Source organism: Streptomyces exfoliatus (genome assembly GCF_000725545.1).
Classification (GTDB): Bacteria; Actinomycetota; Actinomycetes; order Streptomycetales; family Streptomycetaceae; genus Streptomyces; species Streptomyces exfoliatus.
The window spans coordinates 132,356-149,008 of sequence record NZ_JNZP01000008.1; the positions used below are offsets into that span (position 1 = coordinate 132,356).

Genomic DNA, 16,653 nt, shown 5'->3' on the forward strand with positions numbered 1-16,653 from the left:
ACGAACCGACTGTAGTCGCCCTGCCCGAGGGCCCTTTCCGCGGCTGCGGGATCGTCCGCTCAGTAGCGGGCGCTCTGACCCTCCCGCCCGAGCCGACTGTGACCGCGCCCGTACAGGAAGTACACGACGACGCCGATCGCCATCCACACGGCGAACCGGAACCAGGTCTCGCCCGGCAGGTTGAGCATCAGCCAGAACGAGGCGGCGATGGAGAGGATCGGCAGCACCGGCACCCAGGGCGTGCGGAAGGCGCGGGGCAGGTCGGGGCGGGTCCTGCGGAGCACCATGACGCCGACGGCGACCACGACGAAGGCGAAGAGGGTGCCGATGTTCACCAGGGTCGCGAGCTCGTTGATGCTGGTGAAGCCGGCGACGATGGCGATGACCACACCGAGCAGGATGGTGGGCCGGTACGGGGTCCTGAAGCGCGGGTGGGTGACGGAGAAGAAGCGCGGCAGCAGGCCGTCGCGGCTCATCGCGAAGAACACCCGGGTCTGGCCGAGGAGCAGGATGAGACAGACCGTGGTGAGGCCGACGGCGGCGCCGAAGCTGATCACGCCCGCGTAGAAGGGATGTCCGGCGGCTTTGAAGGCGTCGGCGAGCGGGGCGCTCACGGACAGCTCGCTGTAGTGCTGCATGCCGGTGACGACCAGCGCGACGGCCACGTAGAGCACGGTGCAGATGAGGAGCGAGCCCAGGATGCCGCGGGGCATGTCCCGCTGCGGCAGCTTGGTCTCCTCGGCCGCGGTGGCGACCACGTCGAAGCCGATGAAGGCGAAGAAGACGACCGAGGCGGCGGTGAAGATGCCCATGACGCCGAAGTTGGTCGGCTCGTAGCCGAAGATCGTCTGGACCAGCGGGGAGTCCCAACTGGAGCCGCCGCCCTCGGGGGTGACGGCCGGCGGGATGAAGGGCTTGTAGTTGTCGCCGACGATGAAGAACAGGCCCGCGACGATCACGATCATGACCACGGTCACCTTGATGGCCACGACGACCGCGGTGATCCGGGCGGAGAGCTTCATGCCGAGGACGAGGACGACGGTCAGCACCAGGACGAGGAGGAACGCCAGGACGTCGAAGGTGCCGCCGGGCGCGTCCGGTCCTTGCAGCGCCGCGGGTAGATGCCAGTCGACGTTGTCCATCAGCGAGCGGACGTAGCCGGACCAGCCGACCGCCACCACCGCCGTACCGAGGGCGAACTCCAGGACGAGGTCCCAGCCGATGATCCAGGCCGGCAGCTCGCCGATCGAGGCGTACGCGAAGGTGTACGCCGATCCCGCCACCGGTACCGTCGAGGCGAACTCGGCGTAGCACAGGGCGGCGAGGGCGCAGACGATGCCCGCCGCGACGAACGCGAGGGCGGTGGCCGGGCCCGCGTTCTCCTTGGCGACCTTGCCCGTCAGGACGAAGATGCCGGTGCCGATGATGACACCGACGCCGAAGACCGTCAGATCCCAGGCCGACAGGGATTTCCGGAGCGCGTGCTCCGGTTCCTCCGTGTCGCGGATCGACTGCTCGACCGTTTTGGTGCGGAACAAACCGGAGTTCGCCCGTGGCTGCTGGTCCGTGCTCACCGTCGTAACCTCCCTGGCATAGGGCTGCCCGCCCTGTCGACAGGATGCACGCGAAAGGGCCGGTCGGCACTCCGAAGAGTGAGCCGACCGGCCCAAGGGTGACGCCGGGTGACGGTGGATCGTCAGTCGCGGGCAGGCTCCACGGCCTGCGCGCTGCTCTCGAACCTGCCGTCGAGCCGTGAGACCAGACCGGTGACCTGGCGGGCGATGTCCGGGGCGGTCAGCCCGATCTCGGCCATGACCTCGGCGCGCGAGGCGTGGTCGAGGAAGCGCGGCGGGATGCCGAAGTCACGCAGCGGCACGTCGACGCCGGCGTCGCGAAGCGCCTGGGCGACGGCCGAGCCGACGCCGCCGACGCGGCTGTTGTCCTCGACGGTGACGACGACCCGGTGGCGCTCGGCGAGCGGGGCGAGGGCCTCGTCGACGGGCTTGACCCAGCGGGGGTCGACGACGGTGGTGGAGATGCCGTGGTTGTCGAGGAGGTTCGCGATCTCCAGGCACATGGGCGCGAGGGCACCCACGGAGACCAGGAGGACGTCCGGCCGGTCGGAGCCGGGCTCGCGGAGCACGTCCATGCCGCCGACCCTGCGCAGGGCGGGGACGGCCGGGCCGACCGCGCCCTTGGAGAAGCGGACCACGGTCGGGGCGTCGGTGACCTCGACGGCCTCGCGCAGCTGGGCGCGGACCTGGTCGGCGTCGCGCGGCGCGGCGAGCCGCAGGCCGGGGACGACCTGGAGGATCGACATGTCCCACATGCCGTTGTGGGAGGCGCCGTCGGTGCCGGTGACGCCGGCCCGGTCCAGGACGAAGGTGACCCCGCACTTGTGCAGGGCCACGTCCATGAGGACCTGGTCGAAGGCGCGGTTGAGGAAGGTCGCGTAGACGGCGAAGACGGGGTGTACTCCGCCGGTGGCGAGGCCGGCGGCGGAGACGGCGGCGTGCTGCTCGGCGATGCCGACGTCGTACACCCGCTCGGGGAAGGCCTTGGCGAACTTGTCGAGGCCGACGGGCTGGAGCATGGCCGCGGTGATCGCGACGATGTCCTCGCGCTCCTTGCCGAGCTTCACCATCTCCTCGCCGAAGACCGAGGTCCAGTCGGCGCCGGAGGAGGCGATGGGCAGACCCGTGTCGGGGTGGATCTTGCCGACGGCGTGGAAGCGGTCGGCCTCGTCCTGGAGGGCGGGCTGGTAGCCGCGGCCCTTCTCGGTGAGGCAGTGGACGATCACGGGGCCGCCGAAGCGCTTGGCGCGCGTCAGGGCGGACTCCAGGGCCTCGATGTCGTGGCCGTCGATGGGGCCGACGTACTTGAGGCCGAGGTCCTCGAACATGCCCTGCGGGGCGATGAAGTCCTTGAGGCCCTTCTTGGCGCCGTGCAGGGTCTCGTAGAGCGGCTTCCCGACGACGGGGGTGCGCTCCAGGATGTCCTTGCCGCGGGCGAGGAAGCGCTCGTAGCCGTCGGTGGTGCGCAGGGTCGCCAGGTGGTTGGCGAGGCCGCCGATGGTGGGCGCGTAGGAGCGCTCGTTGTCGTTGACGACGATGACGAGCGGGCGGTCCTTGGCGGCGGCGATGTTGTTCAGCGCCTCCCAGGCCATGCCGCCGGTGAGCGCCCCGTCGCCGATGACGGCGACGACGTGGTCGTCCTTCTTCAGGACCTCGTTGGCCTTGGCGAGGCCGTCGGCCCAGCCGAGGACCGTGGAGGCGTGCGAGTTCTCGATGACGTCGTGCTCGGACTCGGCCTGCGAGGGGTAGCCGGAGAGGCCGCCCTTCATCTTGAGCTTCGAGAAGTCCTGGCGTCCGGTGAGGAGCTTGTGGACGTAGCTCTGGTGGCCGGTGTCCCAGAGGACCTTGTCCTTCGGGGAGTCGAACACCCGGTGCAGGGCGATGGTCAGCTCGACCACACCGAGGTTGGGCCCGAGGTGCCCGCCGGTCTTGGAGACGGCGTCCACGAGGAACGTCCTGATCTCGTCGGCCAGCTGGTCCAGCTGTTCCGGGGAGAGCCGGTCCAGATCTCGCGGTCCCCTGATACGGGTCAGCAGAGCCACCCGTTCCTCCTTGCGTTTGAGCTGGTCGAGCTTGCCGATTTGTCGAGTCTAATGTTCCGTCTTGGATCGTGGGCATCGGGCCGGTGGATGAGGCGTCACCCGCACGGCCTACATCCCGCTGATCTGTACGGCTCTGTACGGCCCGGACACTGGTCCGGACGCAGCAGTGCCCGGCGCCGGTTTCACGGCGCCGGGCGGTGTGGCGGGCGTTACGCGCGCGCGTGGAGCACGCTAGGCGCGTCCGGCCGTCTTCTGCGTCTTGCGGGAGACCGAGTCGATGATCACCGCGATGAGCAGCACGGCTCCGGTGATCATGTACTGGATGGCGTTCGAGGACAGGTTCATCTGGTTCAGGCCCTGGACGATCGACTGGATGACCAGGATGCCGAGGAGCGCCGACCAGACCTTGCCGCGGCCGCCGAACAGGGACGTACCGCCGATGACCGCCGCCGCGATGCACATCATCAGCTGGTTGCCGCCACCGAGGGAGCGGTCGGCGCCGCCGGTCGCGGAGGCGAGGAACAGGCCGCCGATCGCGCCCATGGTGCCGGAGATCATGAACACCGAGATCCGGATCCACGAGACGTTGATGCCCGCGCGGCGGGCGGCCTCGATGCCGCCGCCGACCGCGAAGACCTGACGGCCGTAGGTGGTGCGGCGCAGCACGAAGTCGGTGACGAGCAGGATCACCAGGAAGATCACCAGGGAGAGGGGCAGGCCCTGCTCCTGGTTGAAGCCGTACGCGGCGACGAGGACCAGGACCGCGAGGACGGCGGTGCGCAGGATGATCTCGCTCTGCGGGCGGTGCGGCAGCTCGGCGGCCTTGCGGCGGCGGGCGTCGCGCAGCTGGGCGAGGTAGAAGGCGGCGACGACGGCCACGGCGAGGCCGTAGGCGGCGGCGACGTCGGAGAAGTAGTACTTGGTGAGGTCGCCGACGAAGCTGCCGATCGGGGTGGGGATGGTGGACCGCTCGCCCATCACCCAGGTCTGCAGACCGGCCCAGCCGAGGAAGCCCGCGAGGGTGACGACGAAGGCGGGGACGCCGATCTTGGCGAAGACCAGGCCGTGGAAGGCGCCGAGCAGGGTGCCGGACAGGATGCCGAGGAGGATGGCGAGGGAGTCCGGCATGTCGGTGGCGAGGACGCCCCAGACCGAGCCGCCCAGACCCGCCACGGAGCCGACGGCGAGGTCGATCTCGCCGAGCAGCAGGACGAAGACGATGCCGACGGCCATGATGCCGGGGCCGACCGCGTACAGCGTGATCTGGTCGAGGTTGTACGAGGTGATGAAGTTGCCGGTCAGGGCCTGGAAGACGATGCCGATGACGACGAGGCCGACGACGACGGGCAGCGAGCCGATCTCGCCGGAGCGGATCTTGCGCTTGAACTCGTCGACGTAGCCCTTGAAGCCCTGCTCGCGCACGAGGAGGCGGGGGTCGACGGCGGGGATCGCGGCGGCGGCCGGCGCTTCCTCGCTCGTACGCGGGTCGGGCACGGCGGCCTGGTCGCTCGCGGTGGAAGGGGTGTTGCTCACTTCGCTACCTCCGCGTTGCGGGCCTGGCGGCGGGTCACGGCGTTGTCCGTGGCTCCGGTGATCGCGGCGATGATCTCTTCGTGCGTGGTGGTGGCGACCGGGAAGGTGCCGTTGTTGCGGCCGAGGCGCAGCACCGCGACGGTGTCGGCGACGGCCTTCACGTCGGCCATGTTGTGGCTGATGAGGATGACGCCGAGGCCCTGCTCGCGCAGCCGCTCGACCAGGTCGAGGACCTGCGCGGTCTGCTCGACGCCGAGGGCAGCGGTGGGCTCGTCCAGGATCACGATCTTGGGGTTGCCGACCAGGGCGCGCGCGATGGCGACGACCTGCCGCTGGCCGCCGGAGAGGGCGGCGACGGGGATGCGGACGCTGGGGATGCGGATGGAGAGCGTGGAGAGGAGGTCCTTGGCCCGCTTCTCCATGGCGACCTCGTCGAGGACGCTGCCCTTCTTGATCTCGCGGCCGAGGAACAGGTTGGCGACGACGTCGAGGTTGTCGCAGAGCGCGAGGTCCTGGTAGACGGTCGCGACACCGAGGCTCTGGGAGTCCTGCGGGCGGTTGATCTCGACCTGCTCGCCCTCCCACTCGATGACGCCCTCGTCGATGGGGTGCACACCGGCGATCGTCTTGACGAGCGTGGACTTACCCGCTCCGTTGTCGCCGACGAGCGCGACGACCTCTCCTGCGTGGACTTCGAGATCGACACCGGAGAGGACCTGAACCGCTCCGAACCGCTTGAAGATCCCGCGCAACGCCAGCACGGGCGTCTGGGACACGTGAACCAACTCCTTCGCCGCCCGCGGGCGGCGGCATGTCGCGCCGCCGGTGCAGCGCCAAAGTTCGAGGGGGGGGTGAGCTCGTCCGGCCCCCGGACCGACAGCGGGGTCTGGGTCGGCCGGGGGCCGGACGGGCGGGGGGACGGATCCGGTCGTCGTTCGCCGACCGTTGTTACCGGGGGTCTTCACCCTCTGTACGCGGGCCGTGGCGGCGGCCCTGGGGCGGCCCCGTCCGAGGGGGCCGACCGTCCGCGTACGCGGTCGGCTGCGGGATCCGTGGGCCGGGCCCCCTGAGGGAGCCCGGCGGGGGTGGGGCAGGGGTTACTTGACGCCCAGCTCGGTGCACTTGGCGGCGAGGTCCGCGGTGCAGAGGTCGGCGGCCTTGTAGATGCCGTCCTTGATGACCGTGGTCTGGATGTTGGTCTTGTCGACCACGACCGGGGCGAACAGCGTGGACGGCACGCCGTCGGTGTTGCCCTGGGCGCCGAGCTCCTTGCCCTGGAGCAGGTTCACCGCGAACTTGGCGGCCTCGGGGGCCAGCTGGAGCGGGGACTTGTAGATGGTGAAGGTCTGCGTACCGGCGATGATCCGCTGGATGCCCGCGACCTCGGCGTCCTGGCCGCCGACCGGGATGCCCTTGATGCCGGCGTTCTCGAGGGAGGTGATCACGCCGCCGGCCATGCCGTCGTTGGCGGAGTAGACCGCGCCGATCTTGTCCTTGCCGACCGAGGAGATCGCGGCGGACATCTTCTCGCCGGCGATCTTCGGGTCCCACTCGCCGGAGGCCTCGTAGGCGATCTTGCCGACCTTGCCGTCGAGCGCGGTGTGGGCGCCCTTCTTGAAGAGACCGGCGTTCGGGTCCTTCTCGTCGCCGTTGATCATCACGACGTTGGCGGTGGCGGCCTTGTCACCGAGGGCGGCGAGGAGCGCCTGGCCCTGGAGCTCGCCGACCTTGTTGTTGTCGTGGCTGACGTAGGCGTCGGCACCCTTGACGGCACGGTCGTACGCGACGACCTTGACGCCCTTGGCCTTGGCCTCGCCGATCCAGCCCTCGGCCTTGGTGGCGTCGACCGGGTCGAGCGCGATGACCTTGACGCCGTCGGCGATCAGCTGGTCGAACTGCTGCTTCTGCTTGACGACGTCGGAGACCGCGTTGTTGTAGACGACCTCGCAGTCGCCGCAGGCGGCCTTGACGGCCTTCTCGAACTGGGGCTTGTCCAGGGCCTCGTAGCGCGAGGTCTTGTTCTCCGGAAGGAGCAGACCGATCTTGGTCGAGCTGCCCTTGTCTGCGCTGTCGTCGCCGCCGGCCTGGCCGCAGGCGGCGAGCGAGAGGGCCATCGAGACCGCGGCCGTGGCTATGACGGCACGACGCGTCACTGCGTTCATGTGGGGTTGCCTCCCTGACGAGGCCGCGACGTTGCGGCCGAGGTTGCACGAAGTCAACTCGGCCGAAACGTTGACGTCAAGAAGTAAATTCTTAACGAGATGACAACGGTGGTGTTCGTTATCTAAGTGAACGCAAGCCGTGACGCCGGAGCGGCTGCGGGCAGCGCACTCTCAAAGCCCTGGAAAAGCGTTGAATCACCCATTTCGTTCAGCGCGAGGGCGAGCGCGCCGAGCACCTCCGCCCGTCCGCCCAGGGCCCCCTGGGTCAGCGAGAGCTGCCGGGCGGCACTGGGGATCGCGTACCGCGAGACGGAGTCCCTGATGGGCGCCAGGACCAGCTCACCGGCCTCCGCGAGGTCGCCGCCGAGCACCACCCGGCTGGGGTTCAGGAGGTTGCAGAGGTTGGCGATGCCGCTGCCGATGTGCCGACCGACGTCGGCGATGACCCGGCGGCAGCCGGGGTCGCCCTCCCGGGCCAGCTGGACCACCCGCTCCATCGTCAGATCCGGGCCGTGGCTGGGCTGGAGCAGCGGCAGCACGTACCGGGCGGCGGTGAAGGTCTCCAGGCAGCCCCGGTTGCCGCAGCGGCAGACCGGGCCCGACTCGTCGAGCGTGATGTGCCCGATCTCGCCCGCGGTGCCGCCGGGCCCCCGGTAGACCCGCCCGTCGATGACGAGGCCGGCGCCGACGCCGCTGGCCACCTTGATGTACGCCAGGTCCTTGACGCCCCGCCCGCTGCCCCAGACCAGCTCGCCGAGCGCGCCGAGGTTGGCGTCGTTGTCGACGTGCACGGGGACGCCGAGGCGGCCGGAGAGCTCCTCCGCGGGGTTGATCCCGCTCCAGCCCGGCAGGATCGAGGTCGATCCGAGGGTCCCGGAGGAGACGTCGATGGGGCCCGGCACGCCGAGCCCGACGCCGATCACCTTGTCCTGGCCGATCCCGGTGGCCCGGATCAGGCGTTTTACCAGCTGTTCCGCCCGGTCGAAGCCCTCGGCGGCGGAGGCGTCCACGTCCAGCGGCTCGGCCTCCTCCGCGAGCACCTGGTGGGCGAGGTTGCCCACGGCGACCCTGAGGTGGGTGTGGCCGAAGTCGACGCCGATCACGATGCCGGCGTCGCCGGAGAGCGAGACGCTGCGGGCCCTGCGGCCCCCGGCGGAGGTGGGCGTGACGTCGACGGTGCCGCCGTCCTTCAGCTCTCTCACGATGTTGGAGACCGTGGCGGCGGACAGGCCCGTCGCCCGGGCGATCTCCGCCTGGGTGAGCGAGCCGGCCATGCGTACCGCCCGGACGACCCGTTCGAGATTGGCCCTGTGCAGAGACGTCTGCGACCCCGGAGTCTCCATCGACTCACTCACTCCCACCGTTTTCTCCAACATGTGAACCCTAAGGGGACGCTTTCGGCTCGTCTCCCGTCAAGACCTTGAGTGGCGGCGGGTGCGCGTCACACGACACGGAGGGCCCCCGACGCGAGGTGCGTCGGGGGCCCTCCGGAGGGGGTCGCGGCTACTTCACGGCGCCGGCGGTCAGACCGGCCACCACCTGCCGCTGGAAGATGATGTACGCGGCGAGGACCGGGAGCATCGCCATGACGAGTCCGGCGAAGAGCCCGGACCAGTCGCCCTTGTAGCCCTGGCTGACGGCGAGCTGGACGAGGCCCTGCGAGAGCACCTTCCCCTCCGGCTCGGTATTGAGCACGGTCGGCAGCAGGTACTGGTTCCACTGGCCGAGGAAGTTGAAGATGCCGACGCTGATGAGGCCGGGCTTGGCCATCGGCAGCATGACCTGGAAGAAGGTCCGGGTGTGCGAGGCGCCGTCCACGAAGGCCGCTTCCGCCACCGAGGACGGCAGGGTGCGGAAGAAGGCGGTGAGGAAGAAGACGGTGAACGGCAGCGAGTACGCGATGTAGACGAGGATCAGGCCGTGCAGCGTGTTGAGCAGGGCCATGTTCTGCATCACGTAGAACAGCGGCACGAGCGCCAGGATGATCGGGAAGCTCATCCCGCCGATGAAGAGGAAGTAGATGAAGCGGCTGCCCGGGAAGTCGAAGCGGGCCAGGACGTAGGCCGCCATCGAGCCGAGGAGCAGGGTCCCGAAGAGCGATCCGCCGACCACCAGGATGGTGTTCAGGAAGTAGTCGCTCATGTGCGCTTCGGTCCAGGCGCGCGACCAGTTCTCGAAGTGCAGCTTGTCGGGCAGCGCCCACGGCGAGGTGAAGATCGCCCGGTCGGTCTTGAACGAGGTCATGACCGCCCAGAGCAGCGGCGTCACGACCATGATCGCCCAGATGATCAGGACGCCGTGCGAGAAGACGTTGAGGGTCGCGCCCTCGGCCTTGGCGGTCCTCCGGGGCACGGGCGGCGCCGTCTTGGTGACCCCGGCACCGGGGCCGCCCGGGGAGCCGGGGTTCTCGACGCCGGTGGGGACAGTGTCGGTCGTCTTCATCAGAACTCCAGCCGCTCGCGCCGGCCGACCTTCATCACGACGGCCGCGAAGGCCAGCGTGAGGAGGAGGAGCGCGACGCCGATGGTCGTGGCGTAGGCGGCCTGACCGTCCCGGAACGCCTTCTGGTACACGTACAGGGGGAGGACGATGGTCGAGTAGTCGGGCCCTCCGCCACTGGGGCCGACGGTCATGATCTGGACGACGGCGAAGGACTCCGCGCCGAGCGCGAGGATGCCCATGTAGATCCAGCCCGACTGCACGGTGTCCCAGAGCAGCGGCAGGGTGATCTTGAAGAAGGTGGTGAAGCGGTTCGCGCCGTCGAGCAGGGCGGCCTCGTAGAAGTCCCGCGGAATGGACGCCATGCCGGCCGAGAAGAGGACGACGAAGAATCCGACGGTGGACCAGACGAGGACGACCATCACGCAGATGAGGGCGAGGTCCGGATCGCCGAGCCAGTCCGGCTGGACGCTGCCGAGACCGACACCCTTCAAAACGGAATTGATGGCTCCGCTGTTCGGGTTGTACGCGAACTGGAAGAGCAGCGCCACGATCGCGATCGACAGCACCTGCGGGAAGAAATAGACGATCTTGTAGAAGGACGAACCGCGCACACCGGCGATGGCCGCGCCCCTACGGCGCCGACCGCCGACGTTCAGCATGAAAGCGAAGAACAGCGCGAGTCCGACGGTCACCAGCGGCAGCACCACCGCGAAGGTCAGGCTGTGCTGGAGCGACTTCCAGAAGATCTCGTCGTCCAGCATCCTGCTGTAGTTGTCGAATCCGACCATTCCGAATTCGGGGCTCAGTCCCGTCCAGTCCGTGAACGAGTAATAGATGGACTGGATGAACGGCCAGATGACGAACAGCGCGTAGAGCGCGAGGGGGGCCGCCAGGAACCCCACGATGAAACGGTACTTGCCGTGTTGCATTTCCTACCGACCCCGATCTTCCCGCGGAGGCGCGCCGCTGCTGTGGCGCGCGAAGGGCCCGGGGCCCGCTCCCGGTCGGCGGGAAGGGGCCCCGGCACTGCTCACTGGTGCTTGTAGTGCTTGATCGAGGAGTCCTTGGCCGCCTCGTCGGCGTACTTCTGGATCTTCTTGATCGTCTCGGCCGGGGTCGCGCGGCCGGCCATCATCTCGCCGATGCCGGCGACACCGATCTTCTCCTTCTGGAGGGCGACGTACCAGTCCTGGAGGCGCGGGTTGACCACGTTCTGGCCGGCCTTCTCCAGAGCCGCGACACCGGACTTGAGGCCCGGGGTCAGGTCGATGCCGTCCGTGCCGCCGTTGAGGGCCGTCAGGGACTTCACCGACTGGGTGAAGTTCTTGGAGGACGCCTCGCTGAGCATGATGCGCAGCTGCTCCATGCCGCCCGCGGGGTTCGTCGCCTTCGCCGGGACGATGAAGGGCTCGCCGCCGGAGGCCCAGATGGTGCCGAACGGCATCTTGTCCGAGGAGTCGATGCCGGTCGGGGCCGAGACGGCCAGGTCGAAGTCGGCCGGCATGGTCTTCGCGGCCTCGTTCTCGACCCAGGAGCCGTTCGGGATGAACAGCGCCTTGCCCTCGGTCCAGGCGGTCTGCGACTGGATGTGGTCCAGGCCGGGCGTGCCCTTGAGGATGTAGCCCTTCCTGACCAGCTCGTAGTACGCCTCGAAGCAGGCCTTGACCGCGGGGTGCTCCCACGCCTTGGGCTCGAGGTTGTCGATGGCGTCCAGGACCTCGCGGCCGCCGACCTTGCCGATCATCGGGTAGAGCGAGAAGGGGACGTAGTACGGGTGCTTGCCGGCGTACGTCCAGCCCGCGATGCCCTTCTTCTTGGCCTTCTCACAGACGGCCAGCATCTCGTCCCACGTCTCGGGGTACTTCGCGTCGAGCGAGTCGAGCAGCTTCTGCGAGTACCAGACGCCGTAGATCGTGTAGGCGTAGTACATGATCCACACCGGGTCGCCGTCGAACTGGCCCATCTCGACGATGCCGGGCCGCAGGGTGTCGCGGACCTTCTTGCTCGGGTCGTCGATGGAGGGCGCGTCGAGGAGCGGGGTGAGGTCCGCCAGCTGCTTCTGGCCGACGAGGACGCCCATGTCCATCTGCTCGGCGCCGGAGTTGTCGATGAGGTCCGGCGGGTTGCCGCCGTTGAAGCGCGGCTGGAGCGTGGTGGTGATCTTCTGGGTGGGGGTGAACTTGACCTTCGCCTTGGGGAAATTGGTCTCGTAGATCTTGACCGCGTCCTTGGCGTACTGCTGTCCGAATCCACCGTCGAAGAGGACGAAATCGAGCGGTGCCGACTCGTTCACCGCGAGGGGGTTCTTTTCGGACTTCGTGCCCTTCTCGACCGTTCCGTTGCCGCCGCTGTCACTGCTCGCACAGGCGGAGAGGAAGCCCATCGTCGGTACGGAGATCAGACCGATAGCGGCAGAACGCTTGATCAGATCGCGACGGCCAAGGCCCTCATTGTCGTGTGCGGAGGTGGATCCCATGCTCAAGTCCTCGCCTTCATTCAGGACTCAGGCGGTGTACCGGTCGCCCGTACTCACTCGCCACAGGCGAAGGGCCCCGCCACCGCGGTCATTTGCAGCCGGGTCGTGCAGGCGTCGGGCCGTCGTGTGATGGATACGACTGGCTGGACGCCGACAGGTATAGTCCACTTCCCTTCGTGGGAGCAAGATCGAAAGCAGGTTTTGGCTGCCATCTTTCCCGAGTTGAGACCTCCGGGATAAGCACGCTGGATCTGCGGCGTTTCGTCCAACCATTGGCTGCGTAACACCCTTGACAGCGCCTCAGGGGTGCCCGTACCGGGGTGATGGCGCGCCGCCCTGCGGCCGCCACCCCGAGCAAGCGAGGAGCAAAAGGTACATAAGGCCGGGATCGAAACAGTTGTGTCACAAACCCGCTGTCCGGTGAAGATTCCGTAAGGACGATCCGGGATCATGGGGGTCCCGCCGTCTCCGTCCTCACGGACGGACCGACGCGGGGTCTGACTGTTTTCCTCTCGAATCTGGAGTACTACGTGGCCAACTCTTCTGGCCTGAACCGCACGGGCGTCCTGTCCCGTGTCACGGTCGCCGCGATAACGGCCGCCCTCGTGGGCACCACCACCGCCGCCGTGGCGGCCGAGGCGCCGGTCGCCCCGCGCGCCGCGAAGCCCTCCGCCACCGCATCGGTCACCGCCGACGCGGGCACCACGGCCGCCTCGGTCGACGGCGAGCTCCGCTTCCTCAACGGCGTGTCCAGCTCCACGCTGTACTGGTACGAGCCGAACGGCTCCGGCGGCTTCGAGGCGCGCAACTACGCCACGAACACCTGGGGCAGCGTCAAGAACGCGCAGCAGGCGGACAACGACGTCGACGGCATCGCCGACGACGTCTGGATCTGGTACACCGACGGAACCATGGCGTACGCCGCGGGCGAGTCGGAGACCTCCGAGTTCACCACCGTCGGCACCGGCTGGAACATCTACAACAAGGTGATCTCGCCCGGTCAGCTCGGCGGCGGCACGGGTGCGGACCTCATCGCCCGCGACTCGGCCGGCGTCCTGTGGATCTACCTCGGCTACGGCAACGGCAAGGTCACCAGCCGCTACAAGGTCGGCGGTGGCTGGAACGCGTACAACCAGATCGCCGGCGTCGGCGACCTGAGCGGTGACGGCAAGGCCGACATCGTCGCGCGCGACGGCTCGGGCGTCCTGTGGCTGTACAAGGGCACGGGCGACTACAAGGCCCCGTTCACCGGCCGCACCAAGATCGGTGGCGGCTGGGGCATCTACAACACCCTCCTCGGCATCGGCGACCTCGACTGGGACGGCCGCAGCGACCTGCTCGCCCGTGACACGTCGGGCAAGCTCTACCGCTACTCGGGCACCGGCGTCGCCGCCGCGCCCTTCAAGCCGCGCGCCGTGATCGGCACCAGCGGCTGGAACACCTACCGCCTCATGTTCTGATCCACGCCCCGTCCCCGGACGGTCGTGTGACGAACGAAAGGGCCCCGCTCCTCTTCCGAGGAGCGGGGCCCTTGCCGTTACCGGATCCGGTGGCGTCAGCCGCGGATCAGGTTGCGGAGCACGTACTGCATGATGCCGCCGTTGCGGTAGTAGTCCGCCTCACCGGGGGTGTCGATGCGGACGACCGCGTCGAACTCGACACCGGTGTCGGTGGTGACCTTGACCGTCCGCGGGGTCGTGCCGTTGTTGAGCTCCTCGACGCCGGTGAAGGAGAAGGTCTCCTCGCCGGTCAGGCCCAGGGTCGCGGCCGACTGGCCCTCCGGGAACTGGAGCGGCAGGACGCCCATGCCGATGAGGTTCGAGCGGTGGATGCGCTCGTACGACTCGGCGATGACGGCCTTGACGCCGAGCAGCGCGGTGCCCTTGGCGGCCCAGTCGCGGGACGAGCCGGAGCCGTACTCCTTGCCCGCCAGGATCGCGAGCGGGATGCCCTGCTCGATGTAGTTGCGGGAGGCGTCGTAGATGAACGACACCGGCGCGCCGTCGACGGTGAAGTCGCGGGTGAAGCCGCCCTCGGTGCCCGGCGCGATCTGGTTGCGCAGGCGGATGTTGGCGAAGGTGCCGCGGATCATGACCTCGTGGTTGCCTCGGCGCGAGCCGTAGGAGTTGAAGTCACGACGCTCCACACCGTGCTCGGTGAGGTACTTGCCGGCCGGGGTGTCGGCCTTGATGGCGCCGGCCGGGGAGATGTGGTCGGTGGTGACCGAGTCGCCCAGCTTGGCCAGGACGCGGGCGCCGACGATGTCGGTGACCGGGGTGGTCTCCATCGTCATGCCCTCGAAGTACGGGGGCTTGCGGACGTAGGTGGACTCGGTGTCCCACTCGAAGGTGTTGCCGGTCGGGATCGGCAGCGCCTGCCACTGGGCGTCGCCCGCGAAGACGTCCTGGTAGGACTTGTTGAACATGTCCTCGCCGATGGCGTTGGCGACGACGTCGTTGACCTCGGCCTCCGTCGGCCAGATGTCGGCCAGGTAGACGGGCTTGCCGTCCTGGTCGACGCCGAGGGCGTCCTTGGTGATGTCCACCTTCATGGAGCCGGCGAGGGCGTACGCGACGACCAGCGGCGGCGAGGCCAGGTAGTTCATCTTGACGTCGGGGTTGATGCGACCCTCGAAGTTGCGGTTGCCCGAGAGCACCGAGGTCACGGCCAGGTCGTGCTCGTTGACGGCCTTGGAGACCTCCTCCGGCAGCGGGCCGGAGTTGCCGATGCAGGTGGTGCAGCCGTAGCCGACGAGGTTGAAGCCGACCTTGTCGAGGTACGGGGTGAGACCCGCCTTGTCGAAGTAGTCGGTGACGACCTTCGAGCCCGGGGCGAGGGTGGTCTTGACCCACGGCTTGCGGGTCAGACCCTTCTCCACGGCCTTCTTCGCGACGAGCGCGGCGGCGACCATGACGTACGGGTTCGAGGTGTTGGTGCAGGAGGTGATGGCCGCGACCGTCACCGCACCGTGGTCGATCTCGTAGGTCGAGCCGTCGGGGGCGGTCACGAGGACCGGCTTCGACGGGGCGCCGTTCGGCGTGTTGGCCGGGGCGTCGGAGGCCGGGAAGGACTCCTTGCCCGCCTCGTCGACGTCGTCGACGTAGTTGCGGACGTCGAGCGCGAACTGCTGGGCGGCGTTCGCGAGGACGATGCGGTCCTGCGGGCGCTTCGGGCCGGCGATGGAGGGGACGACCGTGGAGAGGTCGAGCTCCAGCTTCTCGGAGAAGTCGGGCTCGGCGGCCGGGTCGAGCCAGAGGCCCTGCTCCTTGGCGTACGCCTCGACGAGCGCGACCTGCTGCTCGGAGCGGCCGGTGAGCTTGAGGTACTTCAGCGTCTCGCCGTCGATCGGGAAGATCGCGGCGGTGGAGCCGAACTCCGGCGACATGTTGCCGATGGTGGCGCGGTTCGCGAGGGAGGTCGCGGCGACGCCCTCACCGTAGAACTCGACGAACTTGCCGACGACGCCGTGCTTGCGCAGCATCTCGGTGATCGTGAGGACCAGGTCGGTGGCGGTGGTGCCGGCCGGGAGCTCGCCGGTCAGCTTGAAGCCCACGACGCGCGGGATGAGCATGGAGACCGGCTGGCCGAGCATCGCGGCCTCGGCCTCGATGCCGCCGACGCCCCAGCCGAGCACACCGAGGCCGTTGACCATGGTGGTGTGGGAGTCGGTGCCGACGAGGGTGTCGGGGTACGCCTGGCCGTTGCGGACCATGACCGTACGCGCCAGGTGCTCGATGTTCACCTGGTGGACGATGCCGGTGCCCGGCGGGACGACCTTGAAGTCGTCGAACGCGGTCTGGCCCCAGCGCAGGAACTGGTAGCGCTCCTTGTTGCGGCCGTACTCCAGCTCGACGTTCTGGCCGAAGGCGTCCGCGGTGCCGAACTTGTCGGCGATGACCGAGTGGTCGATGACCAGCTCGGCCGGGGAGAGCGGGTTGACCTTCGCCGGGTCGCCGCCGAGCTCCTTGACGGCCTCGCGCATGGTGGCGAGGTCGACGACACAGGGAACGCCGGTGAAGTCCTGCATGATCACGCGGGCCGGCGTGAACTGGATCTCCTGGCTCGGCTGGGCCTGCGAGTCCCAGCCACCGAGGGCCCGGATGTGGTCGGCGGTGATGTTCGCGCCGTCCTCGGTGCGGAGCAGGTTCTCCAGGAGGACCTTCAGGCTGTAAGGGAGGCGCGCGGAGCCCTCGACCTTGTCCAGCTTGAAGATCTCGTACGACTCGTCGCCCACGCGCAGCGTGCTGCGGGCGTCGAAGCTGTTCGCCGACACGACAGTCTCCTTCATCAGTGTGCGCGTATACCGCGCAGCGACAATATGCGGCTGCCGCCGCGTGGTGCCGCCCGACTCCCCGCCGATCCGCTAAGGTAAGGCTTGGTTAGGTAACCCTTACCGGGTGGGCGGCCACGGTGCGCCGTAAGCA

Annotated in this window: 11 protein-coding genes; 1 reads left to right on the plus strand and 10 read right to left on the minus strand. The window is 68.6% G+C overall.

What is annotated here, in order from left to right; genetic code table 11:
* Positions 1-59: 59 nt before the first annotated feature.
* The 9 genes from IO20_RS0111645 to ngcE form a co-directional block, all read right to left on the minus strand.
* Positions 60-1,538: an amino acid permease gene (locus IO20_RS0111645; RefSeq protein ID WP_037635241.1), complete on the minus strand. Its 1,479-nt coding sequence runs from the start codon at positions 1,536-1,538 to the stop codon at positions 60-62.
* A gap of 158 nt (positions 1,539-1,696) precedes the next feature.
* Positions 1,697-3,616 carry a 1-deoxy-D-xylulose-5-phosphate synthase gene (gene dxs / locus IO20_RS0111650; RefSeq protein ID WP_030549431.1) on the minus strand — a complete coding sequence of 640 codons (1,920 nt, stop codon included), beginning with the start codon at positions 3,614-3,616 and terminating at the stop codon, positions 1,697-1,699.
* A 231-nt stretch (positions 3,617-3,847) separates the two neighbouring features.
* Complete coding sequence (locus tag IO20_RS0111655; protein WP_030146841.1) at positions 3,848-5,149, minus strand: sugar ABC transporter permease; 1,302 nt, start codon at positions 5,147-5,149, stop codon at positions 3,848-3,850.
* Positions 5,146-5,925: an ATP-binding cassette domain-containing protein gene (locus IO20_RS0111660; protein WP_030549428.1), complete on the minus strand. Its 780-nt coding sequence runs from the start codon at positions 5,923-5,925 to the stop codon at positions 5,146-5,148. The genes IO20_RS0111655 and IO20_RS0111660 overlap by 4 nt, the downstream gene beginning before the upstream one ends.
* A gap of 321 nt (positions 5,926-6,246) precedes the next feature.
* Positions 6,247-7,311, minus strand: coding sequence for a sugar ABC transporter substrate-binding protein (locus IO20_RS0111665; RefSeq protein ID WP_030549427.1), 1,065 nt, complete (start codon positions 7,309-7,311; stop codon positions 6,247-6,249).
* 122 nt (positions 7,312-7,433) lie between these two features.
* Positions 7,434-8,654, minus strand: a complete 1,221-nt coding sequence (locus IO20_RS0111670; protein ID WP_030549426.1) for an ROK family transcriptional regulator — start codon at positions 8,652-8,654, stop codon at positions 7,434-7,436.
* 160 nt (positions 8,655-8,814) lie between these two features.
* Positions 8,815-9,753: a carbohydrate ABC transporter permease gene (locus IO20_RS0111675; protein ID WP_030549424.1), complete on the minus strand. Its 939-nt coding sequence runs from the start codon at positions 9,751-9,753 to the stop codon at positions 8,815-8,817.
* Positions 9,753-10,682 carry a carbohydrate ABC transporter permease gene (locus IO20_RS0111680; protein ID WP_030549423.1) on the minus strand — a complete coding sequence of 310 codons (930 nt, stop codon included), beginning with the start codon at positions 10,680-10,682 and terminating at the stop codon, positions 9,753-9,755. Before IO20_RS0111680 ends, IO20_RS0111675 begins: the two co-directional genes overlap by 1 nt.
* Before the next feature lie 101 nt (positions 10,683-10,783).
* A complete protein-coding gene (gene ngcE / locus IO20_RS0111685) occupies positions 10,784-12,229 on the minus strand; it encodes an N-acetylglucosamine/diacetylchitobiose ABC transporter substrate-binding protein (RefSeq protein ID WP_030549419.1) in 1,446 nt (481 codons plus the stop codon).
* A gap of 530 nt (positions 12,230-12,759) precedes the next feature.
* On the opposite strand from ngcE, the gene IO20_RS0111690 reads away from it, so the two are divergent.
* Positions 12,760-13,689, plus strand: coding sequence for an FG-GAP repeat domain-containing protein (locus IO20_RS0111690; protein ID WP_030549417.1), 930 nt, complete (start codon positions 12,760-12,762; stop codon positions 13,687-13,689).
* 95 nt (positions 13,690-13,784) lie between these two features.
* On the opposite strand, the gene acnA is transcribed toward IO20_RS0111690, so the two are convergent.
* Entirely contained in the window at positions 13,785-16,502 is a 2,718-nt protein-coding gene (gene acnA / locus IO20_RS0111695; RefSeq protein WP_030549416.1) for an aconitate hydratase AcnA, read from the minus strand.
* Positions 16,503-16,653 lie beyond the last annotated feature (151 nt).

Excerpts from the sequence above, each read along its gene's own strand:
- IO20_RS0111665 (WP_030549427.1), bottom strand. The coding sequence starts at position 7,311 with ATGAACGCAGTGACGCGTCGTGCCGTCATAGCCACGGCCGCGGTCTCG.
- IO20_RS0111670 (WP_030549426.1), bottom strand. The coding sequence starts at position 8,654 with ATGGAGACTCCGGGGTCGCAGACGTCTCTGCACAGGGCCAATCTCGAA.
- IO20_RS0111675 (WP_030549424.1), bottom strand. The coding sequence starts at position 9,753 with ATGAAGACGACCGACACTGTCCCCACCGGCGTCGAGAACCCCGGCTCC.
- IO20_RS0111680 (WP_030549423.1), bottom strand. The coding sequence starts at position 10,682 with ATGCAACACGGCAAGTACCGTTTCATCGTGGGGTTCCTGGCGGCCCCC.
- ngcE (WP_030549419.1), bottom strand. The coding sequence starts at position 12,229 with ATGGGATCCACCTCCGCACACGACAATGAGGGCCTTGGCCGTCGCGAT.